Below are 15,429 nucleotides of genomic sequence, written 5' to 3'. Positions count from 1 at the left end.
GCCGGCGTACTCGCCGGACTGCGTGGCGACGTGGACGTCGTCATCGGCTTGCGCCCAAGACAGGACGGGTGTGGACAGAGGGGCCGCGAGCGCGGCAGAAGAAGAGGACAAGAGAGCTTTCGACGAGTGCGACGGCCAGGGATTCGGGGAATCCGCGGAGAGAACGTCAACCTGCGCTGGTGCGTCGGTGGCGTCGCGAGAACAAGATGAGTGGCCCGATGGGGCTGTTCAGTCTATCAGTTCGATGGCCGTTGGCAGCACGGTCAGCTCGCCCGGTGCAATGATCGCCGTCAATTACGCGCTGGCGGCAGCGAGTCGGGTCCGCGCACCCCGCTATGACGATCGGGAGTGACCTCACGCAGGGGGCGGTCGACGACCGAGCGCGCTTTGCCCAGCGCCTCGGTGAACTCCGCCTCCGCGGTGGAGCCGATGATGATGCCCCCGCCCACGTCGAGGCGATAGTGGCCGTCTGAACCCCAGAGAGTGCGGATGATGACCGAGAAATCGGCCTGCCGGGCGTCGAACCAGCCGATCGCGCCGGCGTAGAGGTGCCGGTCCTCGCGCTCGACCTCGCGGATCAGCTCCATCGTGCGCCGCTTCGGCGCCCCGGTCATGGAGCCGGCGGGGAAGACGGCCCGAAGCGCGTCGACCGGGGTCGTTCCCTCCTGCAGGGAGCCTTCGACGACCGTGACGAGCTGATGCACACCGCGGTAGGACTCCACGCCCATGAGCTGGGTGACGGCGACCGATCCGCGTCGGCACACCCGGCCGAGGTCGTTGCGGACGAGGTCGGTGATCATCAGGTTCTCGCGGCGGAACTTCTCATCCGTGGCCAGGCGCCACCGGGCCAGGGCGTCGCGCTCGGGATCCGCGTCGCGGGGGAGCGTGCCCTTGATGGGGCGCACCTCCGCACGCCCGTCGGCTCCCACGCGCAGCATCCGCTCCGGGGATGCCGACAGCACGACGTGCTCGTCGTGCCGCAGGTACGCCGCATAGGGCGCGGGGCTGCGCGCGCGCAGCGCGAGGTAGTGATCCAGCGGGTCTCCCGGGATCGTGTAGCGCAGAGGGAACGTGAGCACGGCCTCATACGTGTCGCCCGCCCGGAGGGCTTCGTCGAGGCGGTCGAACGCCCGCACGTACGCAGCCCACGGCGAGTCGGTCTCCGCGACGATGGGCCCGAGTTCGGTTTCGGGATGCGGGGCGTCCGCAGCCGCATCCAGCAGCGCCCGCACGCCGTCCGACCGTGCCACCGAGCTCGCGCCGTAACGGACCGTGCGCTCGAGGTGATCGAAGACCACGACGCGATCGACGCGCAGGAAGAAGCCGTCTGTCGGTGAACCCACCTCCGTCGATTCGAGGATCTCCTGGGTGTCGTAGCCGGCGGCGCCGACCCAGGATCCCATCGAGGGGATGCCGGAATCCTCGCCGTGACTGTCCGCGCCGAGCTCGCGCAGGCGGCCGAGGAAGTCGCGTCGAGGGACGGCTCGGGCGCCTGGTGTCTCATGTTCGGGTCCACCGACGACGACGCTCGTGTCGTCGTCGTCGAGGTAGCCCATGACGGAGTAGCGCCCTGACCAGTCGCGGCGATCGGCACTGTCGAGCCAGAAGGCGCGCCGGCGCCCGCGGAGCATCACGGGCGCAAGGTCGACCGGCTCGACCCACCGGGGATACCGCACCAGGGATTCCGGCTCGGTTGCGCTCGGGGGGCCCGGCGCCGCGCGAGGGGCCTCGGCGCCGTCGGGTGGTACGCCGGCTCGCGCGAGGAAGTTCGCGATCATCCGTGCGCCGTCCTCGGTGAGGACCGATTCGGGGTGGAACTGCATGCCCACATGGGGGAGTTCCCGGTGCTCGACGGCCATGACGAGCCCGTCGGGTGTGCGCGCGGTCACACGGAGCATCCCCGGCACGTCGCGGGAGGCGAGCGAGTGGTAGCGCACGACGTGCACGTCGTCGTGAACGCCGCGGAAGAGGCCCGTCCCGTCGTGTTCGAGACGGCTGAGCACGCCGTGGGCCGGTTCGACCCGCTCGACGCTGCCGCCGTGCGCCGCGACGAGACCCTGATGGCCGAGGCATACGCCGAGGATCGCGCGCTCCCGCCGTCGGAAGAGGGCCAGGCATCGTCCGAAGTGGGGCTCCGTCAACGGGTGCCCGGGGCCGGGGGAGACGATGATGGCCGCGTATGCGGACTCGTCGTCGACGTCGAAGTCGTCGATGGCGACGACGTCGGGTCGCATCCCCGTCAGGCGGTCGACGAGCTGAACGAGATTGAACGTGTAGGAGTCGTGGTTGTCGACGATGAGGACGGGCGCACGGCCGTCGTCGCCGGTCATGAGGACGGCGTCGGTGAACTCGCCTGATCCCGAGCCTCGAGGCGGACGACCACCGACTTGGAGGTCGGCGTGTTGCTCACGTCGGCGACGGACTCGAGGGGAACCAGCACATTCGTCTCAGGATAGTAGGCCGCGGCGTTCCGCCGCGGCGTGGCGTAGGGGACGATGCGGAACGCCTCTGCGCGGCGCTCGCGCACGGAGCCGTCGGGTGCCGTCCACTCGGAGACGAGATCGACCATGTCCCCGTCGGCGAAGCCCATCTCCGCCACATCCTCGGGATGGATGAGAACAATGCGTCGGCCGCCGTAGACGCCGCGATAGCGGTCGTCCTTGCCGTAGATCGTGGTGTTGTACTGATCGTGTGAGCGGAGAGTCTGCAGCAGGAGACGCCCCGGGGGGATGCGGGGGTACTCGAGCCGGTTGGCGGTGAAACGCGCCTTACCGTCGACCGTCGCGAACCGGCGAGCATCGCGCGGGCCGTTCGGCAGGAAGAAGCTGCGGCCTTTCTGAATGCGTTCCTCATACCGCTCGAAGCCGGGGACGACCTTCGCGATATGCGCACGGATCAGCGCATAGTCGGACTCCATGGCGGCCCAGTCGGCGCGCGGAGTCACCTCCGATCCGGCCCCGTCGGCCTCGAACACGGCCGCGCACAGCCTCGCGAGGATCGCCACCTCGCTCAGAAGTTCCTTCGACGGGGGTGCGAGTCGGCCGCGCGACGCGTGCACCGCGCCCATCGAGTCCTCTACCGTGACGCGCTGATCGCGACCGCCGCGGCGGTCGCCGTCGGTGCGGCCGAGCGTGGGAAGGATGAGCGCTCGGCGGCCGGTCACCGCGTGGGATCGGTTGAGCTTGGTGGACACCTGCACCGTCAAGCCCACGCGGGTCATCGCCTCCTCGACGACGCCGGTGTCCGGGGTGGCGGAGACGAAGTTGCCGCCCATGCACATGAAGACGTCCACGCGCCCGTCCCGCATCGCGCGGATGGCCTCGACCGTGTCGTACCCGTGCTCACGGGGCGGGGAGATCGAGAACTCCTCGCCCAGCGCGCGGAGGAAGTCTTCCGAGGGCTTCTCGTAGATCCCCATGGTGCGATCGCCCTGCACATTGGAGTGCCCGCGCACGGGGCACACGCCGGCGCCGGGGCGGCCGATGTTCCCCTGCAGGAGGAGGACGTTGACGACGTCGCGCAGCGTCGCGACGGAATGCTTGTGCTGGGTCAGCCCCATCGCCCAGCACACGATCGTCGCCCGCGACGTGCGCACCGCCTCGCCGACGCGTCGGATCTCGTCTTCGGCGAGGCCGCTGCCGACCTCGAGGTCGGTCCACGAGGCGTCCTCGATGAGCGCGCGGAAGGCGTCGATCCCGCTCGTGTGAGTCGCGATGAACTCGTGATCGAGCATGCCGCCGGTGGCACTCTCGGCCTCGAGGAGATGTTTGGCGATGCCGTGGAAGAGCGCCTGGTCGCCGCCGAGTCGCACCTGGACGAAATCATCGGCGATGGCCGTGCCGCCGAGGAGCGCCCCGCGAACCGTCTGCGGATTCTCGAAGCGCAGCAGCCCCGCCTCCGGGAGGGGGTTGATCGCGATGATCCGCGCACCCCGGTGCTTCGCCTTCTCCAGTGCGGAGAGCATCCGAGGGTGATTCGTGCCGGGGTTCTGGCCGGCGACGATGAGCAGGTCGGCCTGGTGGATGTCCTCGATGGAGACGGTGCCCTTGCCGATGCCGATCGTCTCGGTGAGCGCGGAGCCGCTGGACTCATGGCACATGTTCGAGCAGTCGGGAAGGTTGTTCGTGCCGATCCCGCGGACCAGGAGCTGATACAGGAAGGCGGCCTCGTTCGAGGTGCGGCCGGACGTGTAGAAGACGGCGCGATCGGGGTCGTCCAACGTGCGCAGGGCGTCGGAGATGAGCTTCAGCGCTGCGTCCCAGCTGACGGGGCGGTAGTGGGTGTCCCCCTCCTCCCGGTACACCGGCTCCGTGAGGCGCCCCTGCTGTCCCAGCCACCAGTCGTCGTGCGCGCGCAGCTCGGCAATCGAATGATCGGCGAAGAAGTCGGACCCGACGCGGCGGACGGTGGCCTCCTCGGCGACCGCCTTCGCGCCGTTCTCGCAGAATTCCGCGAGGTGGCGTTTGTCCTCTTCCGGCCACGCGCAGCCGGGGCAGTCGAAGCCGTCCTTCTGGTTCACCCGCGAGAGCGTGCGCAGCGATCGCACCGTCCCCATCTGCTGCTGCGAGATCTGCAGCGCGTGGAGGACGGCGGGAATCCCCACTGCTGTGCTCTTGCGATCGGAGACGCGCAGGCGGGATTCGTCGATGTCGGAGGCAGGAGGCTTCTTCGCCATGGCGCCATCGTGCCACACCGGGAATGTCTGGTGCGTCCGCTCGTCGCCTCGACTACCGCCGCGGACCACCCGTCAGAGAGCGGCGGAGAGGGCCTGGTCGATGTCGGCGAGCAGGTCGTCGACACCTTCGATGCCCACGGAGAGTCGCACCAGGGTCTCGGGTACGGCAAGTTCGGTGCCGCGCACCGAGGCATGGGTCATCGCATCGGGATAGTTCAGGAGCGACTCCACGCCGCCGAGCGACTCGGCGAGGGTGAACAGCTTCGTCGCCTCCGAGAAGGCTCGCGCCTGTGCGCCGGACGCCAGATCGAGCGAGACGATCCCGCCGAACCCCGACATCTGGCCCGCTGCGATGTCGTGGCCCGGATGCGAGGGCAGTCCGGGGTAGTGCACCGCAGTCACGCGCGGGTCGCCGGCGAGTGCCTCCGCGATGCGCTGGGCGTTGGTGCTGTGGCGCTCCATGCGGATGCCGAGCGTCTTGATGCCACGCGTGGTGAGCCAGGCGTCGAGCGGCCCCGAGACGGCGCCGGCGGCGAACTGCAGGAACTTCGTCTTCTCGTGGATGTCGGCGTCGGAGGTCATGATCGCGCCGCCGACGACATCCGAGTGCCCCCCGAGGTACTTCGTCGCCGAATGCACCACGACGTCGGCGCCGAGAGCGAGCGGACGCTGCAGCGCCGGAGTCGCGAACGTGTTGTCGACGACGAGCAGGGCGCCGACCTCATGGGCGGAGCGCGCGAGCGCGGCGATGTCGGTGACCCGCAGCAGCGGGTTGCTCGGCGTCTCCACCCAGACCAGCTTCGGGGTCGTCTCCGACAGCGCCTGCTCGACGGCGCTCGGGTCGCTGAGGTCGGCGACGCGCACCGTCACGCCCCAGGGGACGAGGATCTTCGAGATCAGGCGATACGTTCCGCCGTAGGCGTCGTTTCCGAGGAGGATCTCATCGCCCGGGCGCAGCACCCCGCGCAGCAGCGCGTCTTCCGCCGCGAGGCCCGACGCGAAAGACAGGCCGAAGTCGGCGCCCTCGATCGCGGCGAGCTGCCGCTCCAGCGCCGTGCGGGTGGGGTTGCCGGCGCGCCCGTAGTCGTAGCCGTCGCGCAGGTTGCCGATGCCGTCCTGCACGAACGTCGACGAGAAGTGGACCGGGGGGATCACGGCGCCGCTGGTGGCATCCGGCTCCTGACCGGCGTGCACGGCGAGGCTGTTGAAGTCGCGGGCGAGGGGAGAGCTCATGGGGTGTCCTCGGGGTCGGTGTCATCGGATGACGGCAGGTGGGCGGCGAGCCACGAGTCGTCGAAGAGCTTGTTGAGATAGCCGCGGCCGCCGTCGGCCAGGAGCACCACGACGACGGCATCTTCCGGAAGGTCGCGCGCGGTGCGGAGGGCGGCGACGACGGCCATGCCGCTCGAGCCGCCGACGAGCAGGCCCTCCTCGGTGGCGAGGCGCCGCGTCATCTCGAACGATTCCGCGTCGGAGACGCGCTCGAAGCCGTCGACGGCGTCGGGGTCGAAATTCGGCGGGATGAAGTCTTCGCCCACCCCCTCCACGAGGAAGCCGTGCACGGGGCCGCCGGAGTAGATCGAGCCGACCGGATCCGCGCCGATGATCTGCACGCGGCCGTCGGAGACCTCGTGCAGGTAGCGGCCGGTTCCCGAGATGGTGCCCGCGGTGCCGACGCCGGCGACGAAGTGCGTCACCCGACCGTCGGTGTCGCGCCAGATCTCCGGCCCCGTGGTCTCGTAGTGACTGCGGGGGGCGGCCGGGTTGGAGAACTGGTCGGGTTTGAACGCGCCGGGGATATCCCGGGCGAGTCGATCGGAGACGGAGTAGTAGGAGTCGGGGTGCTCCGGCGGCACCGCCGTCGGGACCTCGACGATCTCGGCGCCATAGGCGCGCAGGGTGGCGACCTTGTCGCCGGCGAACTTGTCGGGCACGACGCAGATCATGCGGTAGCCGCGCTGCTGGGCGACGATCGCCAGGGCGACCCCGGTATTGCCGCTGGTCGGTTCGACGATGGTGCCGCCGGGCTTCAGCAGCCCCGCGCGCTCAGCCTCGTCGACCATCGCGAGCGCGATCCGATCCTTCGCGGAGCCGCCCGGATTGAGGTACTCGACCTTCGCGAGAACGGTGGCGCGGATGCCCTCGGTCACGGATGTGAGGCGGACCAGCGGGGTGTTGCCGATGAGCTCGGCGATCGATTCGGCGTAGCGCACGGGGGATCCTGGAGTGTCGTGTCCGCGCGCGGTCGCGCGGAGGATGGGTCGTCGAAGAAGCGCGTATGCGCTACAGACAACAGTGACACGTCGAGAACATCCCGGCTATTCTGCGACGCCGGCGCCTCGCCTGGCGAACCGGTGTCGTCACATGACGACACATCGCATCTCAGCGGTCCAGGGACTGGAACCGGCGCACCGAGAGTGGCACGAACACCAGGAACATGCCCGCTGTGAAGATCAGCACGTACACGACCGGATGCTCCAGGGGCCACGAGCCGGTCGAGGCCGCGCTGGTCGGCGCGTTGCCGAACAGCTCGCGGACCGCCTGCACGAGCGCGGAGACCGGGTTCCACTCGGCGAAGATGCGCAGCGGGCCCGGGAGGTTCTCGCTGGGGACGAAGGCGTTGGAGATGAAGGTGGCCGGGAAGAGGATGAGGAAGGACGCATTGTTGATGACCTCGGGGCTGCGCACCAGGATGCCGAGGAAGGCCATCACCCACGAGAACGCGTAGGAGAACAGAGCCAGCAGCCCGACGCCGATCGCGAAGTCCGCCGCCGAGGACTCGACGCGCCATCCGACCGCGAGTCCGGTGAGCATCATGACCACGAGCGAGAGCACGTTGATGACGAGATCGCCGAGCGTGCGGCCGATGAGCACCGCCGACGGGTTCATCGGCAGGGTGCGGAACCTGTCGATGATGCCGTCTTTCAGGTCCTGCGCCATCGCGGAGCCGGAGTACGTGGAACCGAAGACGATCGTCTGCGCGAAGATGCCGGCCATGAGGAACGACGTGTAGTCCTCGCCCGGAACGTCGATGGACGATCCGAACACGAAGGTGAACAGCAGGACGAACATGATCGGCTGGATGAGCGTGAACACGAGGATGTCGGGGACGCGCACGATCTTCTTGATGTTGCGCCAGGTCGCGACATAGCCGTCGGAGAGGAAACGCGACAGCGGTGAGCCGGGCAGCGGCTCGAGGGTGCTGCGAGCCGGGCGTTCGGTGCCGTGCCCGGTGCCGTGGCCGGTGGTGGTCATGCCGCCGTCTCCTCGTCGTCACCATCGGCGGCATGACCGGTCAGCTGCAGGAAGACGTCATCGAGCGTGGGGCGCCGCATCCCGGCGTCGTGCAGGGCGATGCCGGCGTCGGCCGCGTCGGCCATGATGCGCGCGAGGGCCTCCGCGCCGTCGGCGACGGGTGCGACGACCGTGCGATCGCCGTCGGTCGCGACCGGGCCCGTGCCGTAGCGCTGCAGGATCTCGCGTGCCGGCGCCACCTGGGCGTCGTCGACCACCGTGACGGCGACGCGCTGTCCGCCGACGGAGGCCTTGAGCTGGTCGGCGGTGCCCTCGGCGATCACGCGGCCGGCGTCGATGATCGAGATCGAGTCGGCGAGGCGGTCGGCCTCCTCGAGGTACTGCATGGTCAGCAGCACCGTGGTGCCGCCGTCGACGAGGGACTCGATGACATCCCACAGGGCCAGGCGACTGCGGGGATCGAGCCCCGTCGTCGGTTCGTCGAGGAAGAGCACGGGTGGATTGATCACGAGGGCGCCGGCGAGGTCGATGCGACGCCGCATGCCGCCGGAGAACCCCTTGACGGGACGGTTCTGCGCCTCGACCAGGTCGAACAGCTCGATGAGCTCCCGGGCGCGACGCGTCGCTTCACGGCGCCCCAGGTGGTAGAGCAGACCGACCATCAGCAGATTCTCGAACCCGGTCAGGTTCTCGTCGACGGCGGCGTACTGGCCGCTCGCGCCGCTCCTGCGCCGGATCGCCTGGGGGTCGGCGAGCACGTCGACCCCGTCGATCGTGGCTGAGCCGGAATCGGGCCGTATCAGGGTGGTGAGCACCTTCACGGTCGTCGTCTTGCCGGCGCCGTTGGGACCGAGGAGGGCCGCGACGGTCCCCTCGGGGACGGACAGGTCGAGTCCGTCGAGGGCGCGCAGCACGGGCGCGCCCTTGGGTCGATACGTCTGAACGAACTCTGTCGCGACGTCCTCAGGCCTTGCGGGACTCCTCGAGGAGCTCCGGGTGGTGGATGGCCGCCACGTCGGGGTGGGCGCGCAGCCGCGACTTCAGCTGGTTCTCGCCGTACGTGCCGTGGATGACGTTGTCGGGGTCCTGCTCGATGCCGCGGGAGGTCGACCGGTACTGCTCGTCGATGTCGAGACGGGGCATCTGCACCGCGAGCGCGGGGTTGAAGAACAGGGGCACCGATATGCGCTCGGTGCCTTCGGCGGGAGCGATGACCCGGTGCACCGTCGCGCGCAGGTATCCGTCGGTCGCCCACTCCAGCAGCTCCCCGATGTTGACGATGAGGGCGCCCTCGACCGGGGGCACGTCGTGCCATTCCCCCTCGTACTCCACCTGGAGCCCGCCGGCGCCCGGCTCGATCCACAGCAGCGTCAGCACGCCGGCATCCTTGTGCTTGCCGACGCCCTGGCGAGAGGGCGCGTCGTCCGGCACGCCCGGGTAGCGAACGATCTTGAGGTGGGTCTGCGGGTCCTCGGCGAAGAGGTCCAGCAGGGTGTGCGGCTCCGCGCCGAGTGACTGCGCCCACGCCTCGAGCAGGCGGCGCCCGATCGCGGTGAGCGTCTCGGACCACTCCTCGACCACCTCGCGCAGCTCGGGGAGCGCGCTCGGCCACAGATTCGGTCCTTCGAGGACGACGTAGGCCGGGTCCTCCGGGCCGCGCTCGATCGGCTCACGACCGGGACCGATGTCGATCTGCTCGCGCCAGTCGACCTGACCCTGCGTCAGCTCGCCGCCGAGGCGGGCGTACCCGCGGAAGTGCGGTGAGGTGAGGTTCTCGATCTCGAGCTTGGCCTCGTCGGGCAGGGCGAAGAACGCACGAGAGGTCGTCAGCAGGCGCTCCTGCAGCTCGTCGGGGATGCCGTGTCCGACGAGGCTGAAGAAGCCCACCTCGTGGGTGGCGCGACGCAGCTCGGCGCGGAAGCGGTCGGCGGCTTCGGGGCCGTCGTCCAGCAGGGAAAGTTCGAGGACGGGAACGGGGGAGTCGGTCATGACGACGAAAATAAGCCGTCACCGGACGCGGGTGGCGAATTATGTCGTCATGGAGGGCGCTGGAGGCCTCATCCTCGTCACGGAGCGCCGCCGACGCGCTCCGCCGGGCGGCAAGATGTCGTTAACCCGTTCGCCACGACACGTTGACAGGATCCCGAATCATGGAAGACCTGCGGACCCAGAGCCTGCGCGAGTACATCGAGCACCTCCGCGAGAGCGGCTACTCCGTCGCGAACGGGCACACACCCGACCCGGACCTGATCGATCCCGAGGGGAATCCGGTCTACACGTGGCAGGAGGGCTATCCCTACGCCGAGCGCATGGATCGCGACGAGTACGAGATCGAGAAGTACCGGCTGCAGGTGGAGCTGTTGAAGTTCCAGTACTGGCTCGAAGACACCGGCGGACGCGCCATGATCCTCTTCGAGGGGCGTGACGCGGCGGGCAAGGGCGGCACCATCAAGCGCTTCACCGAGCACCTGAACCCCCGCTCCTCGCGGGTGGTCGCCCTCACGAAGCCGACTGAGCGCGAGCAGGGCCAGTGGTACTTCCAGCGCTACGCGAAGCACTTTCCGAGCGCGGGTGAGATCGTCATGTTCGACCGCTCCTGGTACAACCGTGCCGGCGTCGAACGCGTCATGGGCTTCTGCTCCGACGAGGAGTACGAGACCTTCATGGATCAGGCGCCGACCTTCGAGAAGATGCTGATCGACAGCGGCATCCACCTCACGAAGTTCTGGTTCTCCGTCTCGCGCACCGAGCAGCGCACCCGCTTCGCCATGCGTCAGCTCGATCCGGTGCGCCAGTGGAAGCTGTCGCCGATGGACATCGCCTCGCTCGACCGGTGGGAGGACTACACCGCCGCGAAAGAGGAGATGTTCCGCCGCACCGACAAGAAGCACGCACCGTGGACGATCGTGCGCTCCAACGACAAGAAGCGAGCGCGGCTGAACGCGATGCGGTTCTTCCTCAATCAGTTCGACTACGAGGGCAAGGATCACGACGTGATCGGTGAACCCGATCCGCAGCTGGTCATGCGCGGCAAGCAGGAGACCGCCGACGAGTGACGCGCGCCGTCCTGGGCCGCCGGGTCGCTCAGGCCCGCCGGCGCGCGCGGTAGGCGGCGACCGCCTCGCGGTTCGTGCACGCGGTCGAGCAGTACTTACGCGACCGGTTGCGCGACAGGTCGATCACGACGCCGTCGCAGTCCTCTGCGGCGCACCGGCCGAACCGGCTCGTCTCGTCGGCGCGGATGACGTCGATCATGGCCATCGCCGTCTCCACGAGGATCCGCTCGTGGATCGGGCGGTCATCGGTCGTGGCGTGGATGTGCCAGTCGGTATCGCCATGCCGGGTGAGCTGCGGCACGGCGCCCTGCTCGGCGAGGATCGCGTTCACGAGGGTGACCGCATCGTCGCGGTCGGCGACGAACAGCGCACGCAGCCGGGGGCGGATCGCGCGGACCGGCTCGAGGTCGGCCGCGGTGGGGGCGGCGCCGGTGTAGGCGAAGCGCACGTAGAACTCCTGCAGCGCCTCGATCGTCGTGAGCGTGTCGGGAGCGAGCGCGGAGTTCGCCAGGTGCACCGACGACTCCAGCGCTTCGACCGTGTCAGGAGCGAACGTCATGTTGACACATTACCAACAGTGATCGTAGTGTCATGAGCCATGAGCTCCTTCGCACATGACACCCGCGTGGGGACCGCGGCCGGCGGCATGGCCTTCGCCCTCGTCGCCGCGGTTGCGTTCGGGTTGTCGGGGAGCCTCGGAAAGGGGCTCCTCGAGATCGGCTGGACCGCGGGTTCTGCGACGCTCGCGCGCGTGGCGATCGCCGCGGCCCTGCTCGCGATCCCGGGCGCGATGGCCCTCCGTGGCCGGTGGGGAACGGTGCGCCGCGCGCTGCCGACCGTGCTCCTGTACGGGCTGTTCGCCGTCGCGGGCGCTCAGCTGTGCTTCTTCTTCGCCGTGGCGCAGATGGACGTGGGGGTGGCGCTCCTGGTGGAGTACACCGCGCCCGTCGCGGTGGTGCTGTGGCTGTGGTTGCGACGTGGGCAGCGACCCACGTCTCTGACGCTGGCGGGAGCGGTGGTCGCGGCGGTCGGCCTGCTCCTTCTGCTCGGCGTCCTCGGCGGCGTGTCCGTCAGCATCGGCGGCGTCGCGTGGGCGCTCGGGGCGATGGTCGGGCTCGCGGTCTACTACCTCGTCTCGGGCGACGACGCGCACGGCCTCCCGCCGGTCACCCTCGCCGCGGGGGGCCTTCTGGTCGCCGTGGTGATCCTCGCCGTCGCGGCCGGCGCCGGCATCCTGCCGATGGGTGTCGGCACCGGCATGGTGGAGTTCGCCTTCTTCTCCGCGCCCTGGTGGGGTGTGGTGCTGGTGCTCGGCGTGGTCACCGGGGCAGTGTCGTACGTCAGCGGCATCGCCGCCGCGCGGCGCCTCGGCGCCCGCCTCGCGTCATTCGTGGGGCTCACCGAGGTGCTCGCGGCAGCGCTGCTGGCGTGGCTGCTGCTCGGTGAGGCCCCGCGGGCGGTTCAGGTCGTCGGCGGCGCGCTCGTGCTCGTCGGCGTCGTGCTGGTCAAGCTGGCTGAGCCTCGTCGGGCCGGGCAGCCGCTTCCTCTTCCACAGGCTTCCTGATCGCGCGGATCGCGAGGACGCCGCCGGCCAGGGCCGCGACGGTGACGATCAGCCCGAGCCACACCAGCGTCGTCGCGGCGAGCACGACGTAGCCGAGCAGCGCCGAGACGGCGGCGACGGCCACGAACGGCAGCTGCGTGACGACGTGGGTGATCACGTTGCAGCCGGCTCCGGTCGAGGACAGGATCGTCGTGTCGGAGATGGGGGAGCTGTGGTCGCCCGCGACCGCACCGGCCAGCACGGCGCCGAGCATGGGCAGCAGCAGCTCCGGCGCATCCACCGCGTTGGCGATGCCGCCGACGATCGGCAGCAGGAGCCCGAACGATCCCCACGACGTGCCCGTCGAGAAGGCCATCGCCGCGGCGAGCAGGAACACGATCGGGATGAGCCAGGCCGGCGGCACGTCGGACGCCTCGACGAGTTCACCGAGATATGCACCCGTGCCCAGCATGTCGATGAGACCGCCGAGCATCCACGCCAGGATGAGGATGCCGATCGCCGGAGACATCGCCTTGAGGCCGCCGAGCCATCCCTGCCCGAAGCTGCTCCAGCCGAAGCGGGGATTGTCGGTCGTATAGCGCACGTAGTAGTAGATCGCGCACGCGAGCCCCAGGATGCCGCCGTAGATGAGCGCGAGGCTCGTGTCGGTCGAGGCCAGGATGTCCACCGGCGCCCACAATCCCGATGCGGAGTATCCGGTCCATACGATCCCCGCGAAGACGCCGACCACGAGCGCGGCGAACGGCACGATGATCGCCCGCTTGGCGCCCGGGCGGTGCACCGGGAGGTTGTCGGTGAGCTGACCCGGGATCACCTCGCCGTCCGCGTACGGGCGCCCCTCGACGAGAGCGCGCCGCTCCTCACGGCGCATTGCGCCGAAGTCCGCGCGAAAGACGATGACCAGCCACACCAGCAGGGCGGCCGCGATCGCGTAGTAGTTCGATGCCGCGGCGCCGAGGAACGCCTCCACGCTGCTGATGCTGAGGGTCGAGGCGGCGACGATCGGGGCGAGGATGCCGATGATGTAGGCGCCCCAGCTGGAGAACGGGGCGAGCACCGCGATGGGCGCCGACGTCGAGTCGACGATGTACGCGAGCTTCGCCCTCGAGATGCGGTGCTGATCGGTGACGGGCCGGCTGATCTGGCCGACCGCAAGGGCGTTGAAGTAGTCGTCGATGAAGATGACGATGCCGAGGATCGCAGGCAGGATCTGCCCACCGCGGCGGGTGCGGATGCGCTTCACGGCCCAATCGGCGAACGCCTGGGTGCCGCCGGACATGAGGATGAAGGCCGCGATCACCCCGAGGAGAACGATGAACAGCAGGATGTAGATGTACCAGGTGTTGAGGGCGCCGTCCTCCCAGAACAGCACCGCGAAGGATTCCCATACGAGCGCGAGCGTGCGCAGGGGATCGAACTCGGCGATGAGCAGCGCGGCGACGAGAACGCCGGCGCCCAGGCTGATCATCACCTTCTTCGTGACGATCGCGAGGACGATCGCCACGACCGGAGGGATCACCGTCAGCCACGGTGCGGATTCGATCATGGGACATCCTCTCGTTGTGCCGCCTGAACGTACCCAGCCGAGCGCCCGGCGTCAACGGTCGCCGCTGCACGCGGTCGTGTGGACACCATCGGGAGCCGACGGCAGGATCGGGGGATGACGATCCGTCCGAACCGCAGCGATCCCGATTCCGTGCGCGACGCCACGTGGGCGGTGCACGGCGGCAACGCGCCCGACCCCGGCACCGGCGCACTGCGGACGCCTCTCGTGATGGCGAACTCCTACGTGCTCCCGGAGGATCCCTCGACCATCGACTGGTCCGACACCGAGGGGCTCGTCTACACCCGGAACGGCGGCGTCAACCAGATCGCGCTCGAGCGCAAGCTCGCCGCGATGGAGGGCGGCGAGGCGGCGACGGTGTTCGCCTCGGGGGTCGCGGCACTGCACGCGGTGTTCTTCACCCTCCTGAAGAGCGGCGATCACGTCGTCGTCTCCGACGTGGGATACGAGGCCGTGTGGCGCCTGTTCAGCGAGCTGCTGCCGGAGCGGTACGGCATCGAGGCGACCTTCGTCGACGTGTCCGATCCCGCTGCGGTCCGGGCGGCGCTGCGGCCCGAGACGCGCATGATCCACGTCGAGACCATCGCCAACCCCACCACGCAGGTCGCCGACATCCGGGGTCTCGCCGATATCGCGCACGAGGTGGGCGCGATCTTCACGGTCGACAGCACCTTCACCCCGCCCCCGTTCTACCGGCCGCTCTACGACGGGGCCGACCTCGTCATCCACTCCCTCACGAAGTACATCAACGGCCACGGTGACGCCCTCGGCGGTGCGGTCATCGGCGACGCCGGGCTCGTCGACCGCGTCAGGCGGGATGCGCTGGTCGACGTGGGCGGGGTGATCTCGCCGTTCAACGCCTGGCTGATCCTGCGCGGATCGGTGACGCTGCCCCTGCGCCTGCAGCAGCACTTCGCCTCCGCGACGACCATCGCCCGGCTGCTCGACGCGGATCCGCGCATCGCGTTCGTGGCCTATCCGGGTCTCAGCAACCACCCCGACCACGAGGTCGCGACCCGGCAGTTCGTCGGGCGCGGCTACGGCGGCATGCTCGCGTTCGCGCTCGACGGCGACGCCGACCTGCAGAACACGTTCGTGTCGCAGCTGGGCGTCATCACCTCGGCGTTCTCCCTCGGGCACGACGAGTCGCTGATCGTGCACGTGGGCACCGAGACGCGAGGCGGCGCGGAGAACTACCCCGAGGCGTTCCGGCGCTTCGGGCACCTGCGGCTCTCAGTGGGTCTCGAAGACGTCGATGATCTCGTCGCCGACATCACCACGGCGCTGGAGCGCACCCTCGGCTGACCGTGGCGCG

11 protein-coding genes and 1 pseudogene are annotated in these 15,429 nt (G+C 69.4%); 3 read left to right on the top strand and 9 right to left on the bottom strand.

Annotated features, from left to right (window positions below):
• Positions 1 to 290 precede the first annotated feature (290 nt).
• The 7 genes and pseudogenes from B3S45_RS09630 to B3S45_RS09600 all read right to left on the bottom strand — a co-directional run bounded on the left by B3S45_RS09630 (position 291) and on the right by B3S45_RS09600 (position 9,919).
• Entirely contained in the window at positions 291 to 2,330 is a 2,040-nt protein-coding gene (locus B3S45_RS09630) for a chorismate-binding protein (RefSeq protein WP_286720142.1), read from the bottom strand.
• Positions 2,327 to 4,675 (bottom strand): FdhF/YdeP family oxidoreductase, encoded by a 2,349-nt coding sequence (locus tag B3S45_RS09625; protein ID WP_286720140.1) that lies wholly within the window; start codon positions 4,673 to 4,675, stop codon positions 2,327 to 2,329. The genes B3S45_RS09630 and B3S45_RS09625 overlap by 4 nt, the downstream gene beginning before the upstream one ends.
• Before the next feature lie 72 nt (positions 4,676 to 4,747).
• Entirely contained in the window at positions 4,748 to 5,908 is a 1,161-nt protein-coding gene (locus tag B3S45_RS09620; RefSeq protein WP_286720137.1) for a cystathionine gamma-synthase, read from the bottom strand.
• 38 nt (positions 5,909 to 5,946) lie between these two features.
• Positions 5,947 to 6,888: pseudogene (locus B3S45_RS09615) on the bottom strand (PLP-dependent cysteine synthase family protein); the annotation flags it as partial.
• A gap of 169 nt (positions 6,889 to 7,057) precedes the next feature.
• The gene (locus B3S45_RS09610; protein ID WP_083336422.1) at positions 7,058 to 7,930 is read right to left on the bottom strand and encodes an ABC transporter permease; all 873 of its coding nucleotides are present in this window, start codon (positions 7,928 to 7,930) and stop codon (positions 7,058 to 7,060) included.
• Positions 7,927 to 8,844 (bottom strand): ATP-binding cassette domain-containing protein, encoded by a 918-nt coding sequence (locus tag B3S45_RS09605; RefSeq protein WP_286720130.1) that lies wholly within the window; start codon positions 8,842 to 8,844, stop codon positions 7,927 to 7,929. Before B3S45_RS09605 ends, B3S45_RS09610 begins: the two co-directional genes overlap by 4 nt.
• A gap of 49 nt (positions 8,845 to 8,893) precedes the next feature.
• Positions 8,894 to 9,919, bottom strand: coding sequence for an isopenicillin N synthase family dioxygenase (locus tag B3S45_RS09600; protein WP_286720128.1), 1,026 nt, complete (start codon positions 9,917 to 9,919; stop codon positions 8,894 to 8,896).
• 161 nt (positions 9,920 to 10,080) lie between these two features.
• Between B3S45_RS09600 and ppk2 the strand changes: the two genes are divergently transcribed.
• A complete protein-coding gene (gene ppk2, locus B3S45_RS09595) occupies positions 10,081 to 10,986 on the top strand; it encodes a polyphosphate kinase 2 (protein ID WP_194384604.1) in 906 nt (301 codons plus the stop codon).
• 28 nt (positions 10,987 to 11,014) lie between these two features.
• On the opposite strand, the gene B3S45_RS09590 is transcribed toward ppk2, so the two are convergent.
• Positions 11,015 to 11,545 (bottom strand): CGNR zinc finger domain-containing protein, encoded by a 531-nt coding sequence (locus tag B3S45_RS09590; RefSeq protein WP_286720123.1) that lies wholly within the window; start codon positions 11,543 to 11,545, stop codon positions 11,015 to 11,017.
• A gap of 39 nt (positions 11,546 to 11,584) precedes the next feature.
• Here B3S45_RS09590 and B3S45_RS09585 point away from each other — a divergent pair, with 39 nt between their 5' ends.
• Positions 11,585 to 12,550 (top strand): EamA family transporter, encoded by a 966-nt coding sequence (locus B3S45_RS09585; protein ID WP_286720120.1) that lies wholly within the window; start codon positions 11,585 to 11,587, stop codon positions 12,548 to 12,550.
• Here B3S45_RS09585 and B3S45_RS09580 read toward each other — a convergent pair.
• Entirely contained in the window at positions 12,492 to 14,096 is a 1,605-nt protein-coding gene (locus B3S45_RS09580; protein WP_286720118.1) for a Na+/H+ antiporter NhaC family protein, read from the bottom strand. The genes B3S45_RS09585 and B3S45_RS09580 overlap by 59 nt on opposite strands.
• 114 nt (positions 14,097 to 14,210) lie before the next feature.
• Here B3S45_RS09580 and B3S45_RS09575 point away from each other — a divergent pair, with 114 nt between their 5' ends.
• The gene (locus B3S45_RS09575; protein ID WP_286720114.1) at positions 14,211 to 15,419 is read left to right on the top strand and encodes a trans-sulfuration enzyme family protein; all 1,209 of its coding nucleotides are present in this window, start codon (positions 14,211 to 14,213) and stop codon (positions 15,417 to 15,419) included.
• Positions 15,420 to 15,429 lie beyond the last annotated feature (10 nt).

The organism is Microbacterium sp. UBA1612, assembly GCF_002321605.1.
Lineage (GTDB): Bacteria > Actinomycetota > Actinomycetes > Actinomycetales > Microbacteriaceae > Microbacterium > Microbacterium luteum.
The sequence above is the reverse complement of the archived record's forward strand: the minus strand, read 5'-3'. Positions and strand labels throughout refer to the sequence as shown.